The organism is Roseobacter insulae (assembly GCF_019375555.1).
Taxonomy (GTDB): domain Bacteria; phylum Pseudomonadota; class Alphaproteobacteria; order Rhodobacterales; family Rhodobacteraceae; genus Roseobacter; species Roseobacter insulae.
Window position 1 is genome coordinate 43,530 of record NZ_JAHXDN010000006.1, and the last position, 13,034, is coordinate 56,563.

The 13,034-nt window shown below is 61.9% G+C and carries 10 protein-coding genes; 4 read left to right on the forward strand and 6 right to left on the reverse strand.

Annotation, left to right across the window (positions count from 1 at the left end; translation table 11 throughout):
* Nucleotides 1-2: 2 nt before the first annotated feature.
* Complete coding sequence (locus tag KX928_RS19510; RefSeq protein WP_219506081.1) at nt 3-1,628, forward strand: FAD-dependent oxidoreductase; 1,626 nt, start codon at nt 3-5, stop codon at nt 1,626-1,628.
* A gap of 2 nt (nt 1,629-1,630) precedes the next feature.
* Nucleotides 1,631-1,819, forward strand: a complete 189-nt coding sequence (locus tag KX928_RS19515) for a DUF2783 domain-containing protein (RefSeq protein ID WP_219506084.1) — start codon at nt 1,631-1,633, stop codon at nt 1,817-1,819.
* A 6-nt stretch (nt 1,820-1,825) separates the two neighbouring features.
* Here KX928_RS19515 and guaD read toward each other — a convergent pair whose 3' ends face one another.
* The 5 genes from guaD to xdhA form a co-directional block, all read right to left on the reverse strand.
* On the reverse strand, nt 1,826-3,124 hold the full coding sequence (gene guaD / locus KX928_RS19520) for a guanine deaminase (protein WP_219506085.1): 1,299 nt from the start codon (nt 3,122-3,124) through the stop codon (nt 1,826-1,828).
* Between the two features lie 63 nt (nt 3,125-3,187).
* Entirely contained in the window at nt 3,188-4,789 is a 1,602-nt protein-coding gene (locus tag KX928_RS19525) for a xanthine/uracil/vitamin C permease (protein WP_219506087.1), read from the reverse strand.
* A gap of 82 nt (nt 4,790-4,871) precedes the next feature.
* Nucleotides 4,872-5,684: a xanthine dehydrogenase accessory protein XdhC gene (gene xdhC / locus KX928_RS19530; RefSeq protein ID WP_219506089.1), complete on the reverse strand. Its 813-nt coding sequence runs from the start codon at nt 5,682-5,684 to the stop codon at nt 4,872-4,874.
* Entirely contained in the window at nt 5,671-7,989 is a 2,319-nt protein-coding gene (gene xdhB / locus KX928_RS19535; protein ID WP_257883968.1) for a xanthine dehydrogenase molybdopterin binding subunit, read from the reverse strand. Before xdhB ends, xdhC begins: the two co-directional genes overlap by 14 nt.
* Before the next feature lie 13 nt (nt 7,990-8,002).
* On the reverse strand, nt 8,003-9,463 hold the full coding sequence (gene xdhA, locus KX928_RS19540; protein WP_219506485.1) for a xanthine dehydrogenase small subunit: 1,461 nt from the start codon (nt 9,461-9,463) through the stop codon (nt 8,003-8,005).
* 125 nt (nt 9,464-9,588) lie between these two features.
* Between xdhA and KX928_RS19545 the strand changes: the two genes are divergently transcribed.
* Nucleotides 9,589-10,533, forward strand: coding sequence for a LysR family transcriptional regulator (locus KX928_RS19545; RefSeq protein WP_219506093.1), 945 nt, complete (start codon nt 9,589-9,591; stop codon nt 10,531-10,533).
* A gap of 121 nt (nt 10,534-10,654) precedes the next feature.
* Complete coding sequence (locus tag KX928_RS19550) at nt 10,655-11,494, forward strand: bifunctional allantoicase/(S)-ureidoglycine aminohydrolase (protein WP_219506094.1); 840 nt, start codon at nt 10,655-10,657, stop codon at nt 11,492-11,494.
* A 53-nt stretch (nt 11,495-11,547) separates the two neighbouring features.
* On the opposite strand, the gene puuE is transcribed toward KX928_RS19550, so the two are convergent.
* Nucleotides 11,548-12,957, reverse strand: coding sequence for an allantoinase PuuE (puuE, locus tag KX928_RS19555; protein ID WP_219506095.1), 1,410 nt, complete (start codon nt 12,955-12,957; stop codon nt 11,548-11,550).
* Between the last annotated feature and the right edge of the window lie 77 nt (nt 12,958-13,034).

Genomic DNA, 13,034 nt, shown 5'->3' on the forward strand with positions numbered 1-13,034 from the left:
GAATGGTAGACGTCAGGTATGATATCGCCTTCAGGCTTTATCCATACGAAAGGGTTCAGACGCAGGGGGCGGCGCGGCAGCGCGTGCCCGTGGTGATCGTTGGTGGCGGTCCCATCGGCATGGCGGCAGCGCTGGATCTTGGCCGCAAGGGCACGCCGGTTCTGGTACTGGATGACCACGAAGGGGTGGGGCAGGGCAGTCGGGCGATCTGCTTTGCCAAACGCACGCTGGAGATTGCGGACCGTCTGGGCGCGGCGCGCGCAATGGTGGACAAGGGGGTCGTCTGGAACGTCGGCAAGGTGTTTCACGGCGCGGATCAGGTCTTTGAGTTTAATCTTCAACCGGAGCCCGGGCACGAGATGCCGGCGTTCATCAACTTGCAGCAGCCCTACTTCGAAAAATTCCTGGTGGATGAGATCCGGGTTGCCCAGAAGGAGGGCGCGCCCATCGACATCCGCGGTCGGAACGCGGTCACCGGCATCACCCGCCACGCCGATCACGTGGTGCTTGATGTCGGCACGCCGGACGGGCCCTACCAGATTGCCGCCGACTGGGTGATCGCCTGTGATGGCGCGCGCTCTCCCATCCGGGACATGATGGGGCTGAGTTTCGATGGCCGCGTGTTCGAGGACAATTTTCTGATTGCCGACGTAAAGATGACAGCCGAGTTTCCGACCGAGCGGTGGTTCTGGTTCGAGCCACCCTTCAAGAACAGCGGGCAATCAGCGCTTCTGCACAAGCAGCCGGACGACATCTGGCGGATCGACTTTCAACTGGGCTGGGATATTGATCGCAAGGCGGAGCTCGACCCCGCGAGGGTCCGCGAGCGCGTCGACGCCATGCTGGGCGCGGGGGCGGACTACGAACTGGAATGGACCTCGATCTACACTTTCCAATGCCGACGGATGAAAAAATTCCGCCATGGCCGGGTGCTGTTTGCGGGTGACAGCGCGCATCAGGTCTCCCCTTTCGGGGCGCGCGGTGCCAACTCCGGTGTGCAGGATGCCGACAACCTTGCCTGGAAACTCGATCTGGTGATCAAGGGACTGGCCCCCGACACCCTGCTGGACAGTTATTCGGCCGAGCGCGTGCACGGCGCGGATGAGAATATTCTCAATTCGACCCGCGCCACGGATTTCCTGACGCCGAAATCGGAAACCAGCATGACCTTCAGGAATGCCGTTCTGGATCTGGCGCGCCGGCATGCGTTTGCCCGACCGATGGTGAATTCGGGGCGCCTGTCGGTGCCCTGCGTTTATGACGGGATGCCGCTGAACGGGCCGGATGCGCTTGGCGGTCCGGCGGCAACGCGCGTCGGTGCGCCATGCTTGGATGCGCCGCTGGATCGCGGGTTTCTGCTGAACCGCCTGACCGGTCACTTCACCGTTCTGTCGATCAACGCCTCGGCACCGGACATCGCGGAGGTTGACGGTGTGCCTGTTGCCCATGTCACGCTGACGACCGACAGGAATGACCCGACGGGCGCGCTCGCGCAACGATATCTGGGAACGCAGCCGCAGGCGGTTTACCTGATCAGGCCGGATCAGCACGTCACCGCCCGCTGGCCAGGCTGTGACACCCGCGCGGTGACCGAGGCGGTGAGACAGGCGATAGGAAAGGCGGCGTGACCATGACCCTCAATTTATCTCCCAACATCGCCGACCCTGACGGGTTCTACGACGAGCTTCTGGCCGCGCACGAGGGTCTCGACAAGGCCGCGAGCGATGCGCTGAATGCCCGTCTCATCCTGATACTGTGCAACCACATCGGTGATCGCGAGGTTTTGCGCGACGCACTCGCCGCCGCCAGCAAGACCTAAACGGTCTCAGGCCGCTGGTTTCTGCGGAATGCCGGCCACGTAGGTCTGGGCGATGGCGCGGTCATCCCCCATGATCTGCAGAACAAACAGCTCTTCGTCCAGCGTCTCGGCACGGTCCATGCGCAACTGCATCGCGGGTGTTGCCCAGGCGTCCAGAACAACGATGTCGGCCTCGGTGCCTGCATCCAGCGTCCCGATTTTGTCCGACAGACCAAGGACGTCGGCATTCCCCCTGGTGATCCAGTCAAAGGCGCGCAGGGCGTGCAGTTTCTGGTTTTGTACTTGCAGGATCTTGTAGCCTTCGTTCAGCGTCTGCAGCATGGAATAGCTGGTGCCCGCGCCGATATCCGTGGCAATGGCATTGGTCACGCCGGCGCCGCGCAGGCGCGCGTCGTTGAAAAACCCGGAGCCCAGAAACAGGTTGGAGGTCGGGCAGAACACCGGGTGTGCGCCGGTCTCGGCAAGTGAGGCGACTTCTCTGTCAGACAGGTGAATGGCGTGGCCCAGCAGCATCTTGTCGCTTAGCAGCCCGTAGGTATCATAGATGTGCAGATAGTCTCCGGCGTCTGGATAAAGCGACGTGGCAAAGGCGATTTCCTCCCGGTTTTCCGACAGATGCGTCTGAACGTGGCAGCCTGGGTTTTCGGCGGCGAGCGCCCCGGCCATCTCCATCTGTTCGGGCGTCGATGTGATGGCAAAACGCGGCGAGACGGCGTAGCCTGCACGCCCCTGCCCATGCCATTTCCTGATCAGCGCGGTCGTCTCGTCGTAGCTGGATTGCGGCGTGTCACAGACGATGTCCGGGGCATTGCGGTCCATCATGACCTTGCCGCCGATCATGCGCATGTTGCGGCGTGCCGCCTCGGAGAAGTAGGCATCGGCCGATGCGGCGTGTACCGAGCAATACGCCACCGCCGTGGTTGTCCCATGTTGCAGCAGCACGTCGAAAAAGCGGGTGGCAATTGCCGTGGCATGTGCAGGATCGCCGAACCGGGCCTCCTCCGGGAAGACGTAACCGTTCAGCCAGTCCAGCAGCTGGCTGCCCCAGGAGGCAACGATTTGTGCCTGCGGAAAATGCAGATGCGTGTCGATAAAGCCTGCCATCAGCAGGTGCGGGCGATGATCCGTCACGCGCGCTCCGGTCGCCTGAGGTGCTATGGTGTCAAACGCCCCCGACGCGGCGATCATCCCGTTGCGCAGCAGCAGGGCACCGTCTTCGATGTAGCTGTAGGCGCTGTTGTCGGCGCTGTTCTCGGGTGCGCGATGAAAGGTCAGGATACGTCCGCGCAGCAATGTGTCGGTCATGGGGGCAAGCCTCGCTTGGTGAAGTGGGGGGAGGGCAGCGGACAGGATGCCCTCCCATGCGTCTCAGGCCCGTTTGCCCGGCGCATCCGTGCTCATGAAATCGGGCTCATCGGGGACAATGACCCGATGTTCCAGATATTCCTTCGGTGCCAGTGTGGGATAGACCAGCAGGAAGGCACCGACGATCACGTAGCCGATGGTGATCCCGTCGAGCTGCGGCAGTTGCAGGCTGGCGGCATGGATGATACCGATGGAGGACATGATCGCGGCGGCCACGGCGAACCCGCCGGCATTCCTGAATTTTCCGTCAATGATCGAGGCCACGATGGCGCCCCACACAAGCCCGGTGATGATAGCACCCTGCGACAAGGCCAGATGACCTTCGTAGTGCGCGCCTTCCATCAAAAGAGCTGCGGTCAGATCCGCATCGCCAAGGCCGGGCAAGCCCTCGACACCAGTGTTGCGCAGTGCGTTCATGAGCGACCCCCATTTGATCATCAGGAAGCTGGAGATATGCGGCAGGATCGCGAAGGATACCGCTGCCATATGTTCCGTTCTGACCGAAAACGCCGTGTTGGTGATCAGGCTGACGGAAACGAACACAAGAACGGGGGCGGCGGCTGCAATCGGGATCAGGCCGTTAAGGAAGGCGAGAAATCCGAAGACGGCGGCGAACGCGATGACGCCCCCCACACCAATCACGTAGCCTGCGTGGGCCTCCATGCGTTTATACGCGGGGTGACCGATGTACACCGTGGTCGGGAACGGCGATCCGAAGATCGCGCCGACCATCGTGCCCATGCCATCGGTGACCTGGCAGGCCGCGACGGGATAGTGATCACCCGCCGCTTCGGCGCTTTCCACGTTGTTCATCGTTTCGATGAAATTGTAGATCTGCACCGGCACCAGCACGAGGAACAATTCAGGGTTGGCAAAGAGGTATTGCACGCCGACGATCAGGTCACCGACGTAGGGCAGCGGCGGGTAGAAGCCGACACCATCGATGTTGAAGCTGGACTGGCCGAGGATAATGGCAATTACCGTGCCCACGCCGATGGCGATCAGGCCTGCGGGAATACCCAAGGGCAGGCGAAACCGGCCAATCAGGCCCCAGAGAATGAACACGAGCGACGCAAACCCGACAATGGGATTTTCAAACACCTGCGTCAGGGGAACCGAGCCGATGAAGACAATGGCGATGCCGCACAGGGTGCCCAGCATGCCCGCGCGCGGCGTGATGCGTTTCAGGATGGGGCCGACAATCGCACCAAGGGCGGCCACGATACCTCCCATAAAACCCGCGCCGATCCCTACCTGCCAGGCCAGAACCGCATCCTGCGTCGACCAGTAGATCGGGCCGATAACACCAAAGAGATAGACGAACATCACCGGTGTCGAAATGCCGTAGGGCAGGGCGGTCACATCCTTGCCGGTCTTTTCCGCAACCCGCTTGGCCATCAGGACGTAGACCAGGACGCCCGCCAGAATGGCGATCGCAGCCCCCGGAACAATACGGCCGTAGACGATCTCGGCCGGCATTTGAAACACGAACTGGCAGACCGCTGACAGCACCATCAGATTAACGAGGTTGTCGGTGAACAGCGCCCAGAAAGCGCTGTAGTCGCTGCGCGCGAAGAGTTTGTAGCTATAGCTGGCTTGTGCCATTTTCAGTGTCCTCCCTAAGACATCTCTTTTGCGCGCACCTGTCCTCCCGACGTGCGTGCGTCGCAAAATTTTCAAACCGCTTTCAGGCGGTGATTTCGGTATGCAGTTTCGGCTCAGTGAGCCGGGCCATAACCTCGGCCACAACAAATGACGCGATCACTTCAGGTCGCTTGTCGGTACTTCGTGTCGCTCCGATGGGGCAGACCAGCGCCGCGGGGGAGAGGCCCGCGGCGTTTTGCCTGCAGTACGACAGGTATTTCGCCCGTTTCGTGGCGGAGCCGATGAGCCCGACATACGCGGCATCACCCCGTGCCAGCGCCTCTGTCGTCAGCAGGAAATCCAGCGCATGATCATGGGTCAGAACAATAAAAGCGCTGCCCTTTGGGGCCTGTCTGATTTCCGCCTCCGGCAGGGCGGACAGGCGCTTTTCCACCGTGGCATCGGCTCTTGCCAGTTCCGCCTCGCGGCTGTCGATGAGAATACAGCGCACCGGCAAATGCTGAAAGAGCACTGCAAGGGCCCGCCCCACATGTCCTGCGCCCAGCACGTAGATATGCGGATGGGCGTCACGGCGTGCATGTTCCGCGGCCTGCGCGGCTGCCTTGTCTTCCGGACGCATCAGGTCGAGCGCCAGATCGACATACCCGCCGCAGCATTGCCCGATCTCCGGACCAAGCGGGACACTCATGCGCGTCGATGTCTCGCCCCGGCGCAGCATGGCGCGCGCCTTATCGATGGCCATATATTCCAACTGACCGCCACCGATTGTGCCATGGAACCCGGAGGCGGAGACAAATATCTCTGCACCGTTTTCGCGCGGCGCGGAGCCTCGCACCGCGACCTGACGAACGTGCATGACCGCCGTGTGGTGGACCAGGAAATCATCCAGAGACATCTGCCCGCCCCTCTCGTAACCGCTCCACCGCCATCAGCACGCATTCCGGTGTCGCAGGCGCATCCAGACGCGGGCAGGTTTTGTAGTCCGCCACGCTGGCCACGGCCATCGACAGCGCCTCGAAAACCGAAATGCCCAGCATGAAGGGCGGCTCGCCCACGGCCTTGGACCGCTTGATGGTGTTTTCGCGGTTTTCCGACCACTCGGGCAGGGCCACGTTGAACACGCGTGGACGGTCCGAGGCCAGCGGGATCTTGTAGGTGGACGGCGCATGGGTGCGCAATTGCCCTTCGTCGTCCCACCACAGTTCCTCGGTGGTCAGCCAGCCCATCCCCTGAATGAAGGCACCCTCGATCTGGCCGATGTCCAGTTGCGGGTTCAGGGACCGGCCCACATCGTGCAGGATGTCGGTACGGTCGAGCTGATATTCGCCGGTCAGCGTGTCGATGGTGACTTCGGAGCAGGCGGCGCCATAGGCAAAGTAGTAAAACGGCCGGCCCTTGCCCGAGGCGCGGTCCCAGTGGATTTTCGGCGTCTTGTAGAATCCCGCCGCGGACAGCTGAACCCGGGCCATGTAAGCCTGTTTGATGAAATCGGCGAAGGGCACTGCCTCGGACCCGATGTGCACCTGGTTATCGGCGAAGCGCACCGTGTCCGGCTTGGCTTGCCATTTCTCCGCTGCAAACTCGATCAAACGCGCCTTGATCTGCTCGCAGCCATCCAGCGCCGCCATGCCATTCAGATCAGACCCCGAAGAGGCTGCCGTGGCGGAGGTGTTCGGCACTTTTTCCGTCGTGGTCCGGGTGATCTTGACGCGGGAAAAGTCGACACCGAAGGCGTCCGCCGCGATCTGCGCGACCTTGGTGTTCAGCCCTTGGCCCATCTCGGTTCCGCCGTGGTTCAGCGCGATGGACCCGTCGTTGTAGACATGCACCAGCGAGCCGGCCTGATTGTACCAGGTCGCGGTGAAGGAGATGCCGAATTTCACCGGGGTCAGGGCGATGCCCTTGCGCAGGATGCCTCCACTGGCGTTGTAGGCCAGAACGGCCTCGCGACGCGCCCGGTAGTCCGCATTTGCCTCCAGCTCGTCCACGATCCGCGGCATGATGTTGTCTTCGACGGTCTGGTGGTAGGGCGTGAGATTGCGATCGTCTGTGCCGTAGAAATTAGCGCGACGCACGTCCAGCGTATCCTTGCCAAGGGCATAAGCGATCTCTTCGATCATCCGTTCGGCGGCGATCACGCCCTGCGGTCCGCCAAACCCGCGAAAGGCGGTGTTCGAGACGGAGTTTGTCTTCATCGGATGCGACGTCAGGCGCACATTGGGGTAGTAATACGCGTTATCGGCGTGAAAAAGCGCCCGGTCGGTCACTGGCCCGGAAAGATCGGCGGAGAACCCGCAGCGCGCGGCGAATTGACCCTCGACGGCGGTTATTCGGCCCGCCTCGTCAAAGCCGACGTCATAGTCGATCACGAAGTCGTGGCGTTTGCCGGTTGCGGACATGTCGTCATCCCGGTCAGGGCGGATCTTGACCGCGCAACGCCACTTCTTGGCCGCGATCGCGGCCACGGCGCAAAACAGGTTCATCTGCGTTTCCTTGCCGCCAAAACCGCCCCCCATGCGCCGTACGTTCACGGTCACGGCATGGGAGTTTACGCCCAGAACCTTGGCCACCATATGTTGCGCTTCGGAAGGATGCTGAGTGGAGGAATGCACGATGACATCCTCGTCCTCGCCGGGAATGGCAAAGGCGATGTGACCTTCGAGGTACATGTGATCCTGACCGCCAACGCGCATCTGACCGGACAGCCGATGGGGGGCCGTCCTGAGGGCAGGCGCCACATCTCCGCGTTCAAGCTTCAGGGGCGCCGTCACGTAGGGATAGTCAGCCGCGCGCGCCTCCGCCGCATCCAGAACATGCGGCAGATCTTCGTACGCGATGACGGCCTGTTGCGCGGCCCGACGAGCAGCATCGCGTGTCTCGGCCACAACCGCGAACATCGGCTGGCCCCAGAATTCGACTTTTCCGGTCGCGAAAACCGGTTCGTCATTCAGACCGGTGGGGCTGACATCATTCTCGCCGGGAATGTCTTCCTCCGTCAGCACACCCACCACGCCGGGTGCGGTTTTCACAGCCGCCAGATCAAGCTTTCTGATGCGGGCGTGGGCACGGGTTGACAGGCCAAGATAGGCGTGCAGGGTGCCCGCAGGCTCGGGGATGTCATCGGTGTATTCGGCGCGTCCGGTCACGTGTTTGATCGCGGAATCGTGCCGGGGATCGGATGTCACGGTGTCGTCTTTCATCGTCATGCCCTCCTCAGGCCCGCGCCAGCTTGGCATCGGCGCCAGTGCCCGACTGCTCCAGATAAAAGCGGCGGAACAGGTTCTGGGATACTTTCAACCGGTAGGCTGCAGAGGCCCGCCAGTCCGTCAGCGGGCTGAAGTCCTTGGCCAGCGCGTCGGCGGCAGCGACCAGCGTTTCCTCGCGCCAGGCCTGGCCTGTCAGGGCATCCTCTGCGTGAGACGCACGTTTCGGTGTCGCGGCCATGCCGCCAAAGGCAATGCGCGCTTGCGTGATCTTCTGATCCTTGACGGTGATGTTGAAGGCCGCGCACACGGAGGAAATGTCTTCGTCCCGGCGTTTCGAAATCTTGTAGGCGGCATGCAGCGCGCCGTCGGATGCCCGCGGGATCGTGATCCCTTCGAGAAACTCACCTGCAGCAAGATCCTGTTTGCCGTAATCGATGAAGAAGTCTTCGATCGGCAGCACGCGCCGCGCGTCCCCCCGCCGCAGAGTGATGTCAGCCCCAAGGGCGATCAGAACCGGCGGCGTGTCGCCAATCGGCGAGCCGTTTGCGATGTTTCCGCCGATTGTGCCCATGTTGCGGATTTGCCAGCCGGCTATCCGGTCCCAGAAGCTGCGCAGATGGGGGTATTCGCCACAGAGCACGGCGTCCGCATCCGAATAGCTGACACCCGCGCCCAGATGCAGAGCCTCGTCCTGCACATCAATACGTTTGAGGCCGGACAGATGGCCCAGCAAGACAACAGGTGAAATATCCTTGAGAAACTTGGTGACCCACAGCCCGACGTCGGTCGCGCCCGCCACCATCGTGGCCTCCGGCAGCTCGATCAGAACATGTGCCAGATCATCGACGTCCGCGGGCAGAATGGTGCGGCTGTTGCCCTTGCGCACATCGACCCGCGCCCCGTCCCGCAATGCGGCGAGGCGTTTGGTGACCCGGGCGCGTTCCAGCACCAGGGCGTCCTGCGCGGGCGCGCCGTTCTCGCTGATCGCCTTGGCGGCGCGCATGATCGGTGCGTACCCGGTGCAGCGGCACAAGTTCCCCTGAAGCGCCGTTTCAATCTCTGTCTCCGTCGGGGCGGGTGTCTGCATCCACAGCGCATAGAGCGACATGACAATCCCCGGTGTGCAAAAGCCGCATTGGCTGCCGTGAAACTCCACCATGGCCTTTTGAACCGGGTGCAAGTTGCCGCCGGTGCCAGACAGATGCTCTACCGTTACGACATGACAGCCATCCAGCGACGCCAGCAACCGGATGCAGGCGTTGACGGCTTCGTAGCAGAGCACACCATTTGCCAGCCGGCCCACCAGAACCGTGCAGGCACCGCAGTCCCCTTCGGCACAGCCTTCCTTGGTGCCGGTCAGGCGGCGGTCGATGCGCAGAAAATCCAGCAGCGTATCCGTGGCCGCGACGTCACTGAGGCTGATATCGCGTTCGTTCAGCAGAAAGTTTATCTCGTGACGTGGTTGCATGATCCGGGTGTCCTTAATCTCGCCGCTATGTTCGAGCACTCTTAGCATGCCGTATTCCGTGCTTCGAAAAAACGCCTGTGAATGGTAAGCTTTTTCAACGATTCATTGAAAATCGATGAGAAAAGATGCCGTATCTTGAAAGTCTAAAGGTTTTTGTGCGTGTTGTGGAGCTTGGCAGCATCACCTCCGGCGGCCGTGACTTGCGCCTGACCCCTGCGGTTGCCAGCAACCGGATCAAGGAACTGGAGAGGCGCCTCGATGTGCGCCTGTTCAACCGAACCACCCGCAAGCTGACGCCGACCGAGGCGGGGCGGAGTTTTTACGACCACGCCCGGGTGATTGTGGAAAATCTTGAACATGCCGAAGCGGTGATTGCAGGCTTTGCCGGCAGCCCGCGCGGGGTCATTCAGGCCGCTGCCCCCCTTGGGGTGGGAAAACGCGTGGTGGCTCCGCTGGTGCCGCAGTTCGTGGACAGCTACCCGGACATATCCATCCGCCTGCGCCTGTCGGACCGCAAGGTGGATCTGGTTGACGACCGTCTTGACGTGGCGCTGATGGTCGGCACGCCGCCGGACTCGACCCTGACCCTGCGCAAGATCGCCGATTGTCCGCGGGTGCTATGTGCAACACCGGACTATCTTGCGAAACACGGCGTGCCGGAAACGCCACGTGACCTTGCGGGTGACGGGCACAACTGCCTGTTGCTCCGCTACCCGCGGTCGCCCGAGTATTTCTGGACGTTGCAGACCCGCGATGGACCGGTGAAAATCGAGCCGTCCGGCAGCTACGATTCCGATGATGGCGATGTGCTCACGGCATGGGCGCTTGACCACAGGGGTATCGTGAACAAACCGGTTTTCGACGTCGCAGACGAATTGCGCCGCGGCAGCCTGGTCGAAGTATTGCCACAGACGCCGCCGGTGGATGCGATTTTCGGGTGTCTTTATCCGCACCGCCGCTTGCAGGACCCGAAAATCAGGCTGTTCATCGATTTTATGATCGAGCATTGCCGTTTCAAGGTGCGCGCCCTGCAGGACGGCATTCCGTTGGACCGACCGGCGCGGCGTTAGACGCGCGACAGTCACGGCGGTATTTTCAAATTTTGACGAAAGCTCCTTAAGCGATCTGTGCGCTTGTGGGCAGGTGGGGCCTGCGCAAGTTTCGGGCCGAACCCCAAGCAGGAGCCACAGGATGCCGAAACCATCTCACTATTTCCCCACAGGGGGTCACCCGGGCCAGACCGCGCTTTTGTCCGACCGAGCCATGTTCACGGAGGCATATGCAGTCATTCCCAAGGGCACGATGCGCGATATCGTGACAAGCTGCCTGCCGTTTTGGCACGGGACGCGGTTGTGGGTTCTGTCGCGCCCATTGTCCGGGTTCGCCGAGACATTTTCGCAATACATCATGGAGGTTCAACCGGACGGCGGCAGCGATCGCCCGGAACCGGACCTGGGCGCCCAAGGGGTTTTATTTGTGGTCGATGGTGGATTCTCATTGAAGATCAATGGAATAAGCCACGAGATGGACGCCGGCAGCTACGCCTATGTTCCGGCAGGCAGTGACTGGTCGTTGTGGAACAGAACAGGTGCGGTGACCCGGTTTCACTGGATACGCAAGACATATGAGGCGCTCGAAGGTCTTGACCATCCGGAGCCCGTGGTGTGCCGCGAGCAGGACATCACGCCCGCGGTCATGCCGGAGACCGACGGCAAGTGGGCAACCACGCGGTTCGTGGATCCGTCAGACATGCGCCACGATATGCATGTCACAATTGTGACTTTTCAGCCCGGGGCGGTGATCCCGTTTTGTGAAACCCACGTGATGGAGCATGGTCTTTACGTGCTGGAAGGCAAGGCGGTTTACCGCCTCAATCAGGACTGGGTGGAGGTCGAAGCCGGCGACTACATGTGGCTGCGCGCCTTCTGTCCTCAGGCGTGTTATGCCGGTGGGCCCGGTCCGTTTCGCTACCTGCTCTACAAGGATGTCAACCGGCACATGAAACTGCAAAAGGCTCCAGCGGGCGTCTGAGCGGTGTCCGTTATGTGGTCTTGCCGGGTGGCGGACCGCCGCGTCACCTGATTTCAGGGCAAAAGGTCGGTCAGGCGAAAAGCCGCGATGCGTTCGACCTGACGACAGGCTTCCGCAAATTCGGTGGCCCGATCATTTTCCAGACGTCGCTTGAATGCCGCGAGAATGCTGGCCTTGTCATGATCACGTACAGCGATGATGAACGGAAACCCATGCTTGGTGACATAGGCATCGTTCAGCGCGGTGAAGCTCGCCCGTTCCGCATCGGTCAGGGCATCCATCCCGGCGGCGGCCTGCTCTGCGGTGCTTTCGGTCGTGAGCCGCCGTGCTTGCGCCAGTTTGCCAGCGAGATCGGGATGCGCTGTCAGGACGGCCAGCCGCCGGCCCTCGTCCGCAGCCCGAAACACCCGTGACAACGCGTTGTGCAGGCCGATGGCCGTGTCATGTGCCGGGCCAAGCTCCATCTCGAAGGCGCCTTCGGCAATCCAGGGTGAGTGCTCAAAGACGCCGCCAAAGCGGGCGATGAAATCCGCGCGGCCCATCTGGCTCGGGCGCATGTACCGGTGATGCGGATGGGTTTGGGCCCAGTGCCGGGCGATCTGCGCACGTGTTGCAAACCAGACGCCGTCATGCGCCTTTACATGGTCAACAAAGCGTCTGACCGCCTGTGCCCGGCCGGGTCGCCCGGCCAGACGGCAGTGCAATCCGACGGACATCATTTTGGCGGCCCCGGCAGCGCCCTCGGCGTAAAGCACGTCGAAACTGTCGCGCAGGTAGGCGAAGAACTGATCGCCGGAGTTGAACCCCTGCGCCGTGGCAAACCGCATGTCGTTGCAGTCCAGCGTGTAGGGGATGATCAGCTGGTCCCTCTCTCCGATCTCCATCCAGTAGGGCAGGTCATCTGCGTAGCTGTCGGCGACATAGGTGAACTGGCCGGTCTCGGCGGCGAGCCGGACGGTGTTTTCGCTGCACCGACCGGTATACCACCCGGCAGGCGGCACTCCGGTGACGTCGGTATGCAGTTGAATTGCCGCGGCCATGTCCGCCGCTTCAGCCTCGGGGTCGCTGTCTTTATACTCCACCCATTTCAGCCCGTGGCTGGCGATTTCCCACCCCGCCGCCTGCATCGCCGCCACCTGCTCGGGCGCGCGCGCCAAGGCGCTGGCGACACCGTAAACGGTTACCGGGAGGTCCTGCAGCATGCGGTGTAGACGCCAAAAACCCGCCCGTGCGCCGTATTCGTAGATGGAGTCCATGTTCCAGTGCCGCTGACCGGGCCAGGGGGTCGCACCGACGATCTCCGACAGAAAGGCCTCCGATGCGGCATCCCCGTGCAGGATATGATTTTCACCGCCCTCTTCATAGTTGACCACGATCTGCACCGCGATCCTGGCCTTGCCGGGCCAGCGCGGGTCGGGTGGGGTTGCGCCATAGCCGATCATGTCGCGGGGATAACGGGTCATTGGGTGCTCCTGTGTTCGCTATCTTCATAAATCAGGCAATCGGCGGATTTTATCAAAAAAAACCAGAAACACTCTTG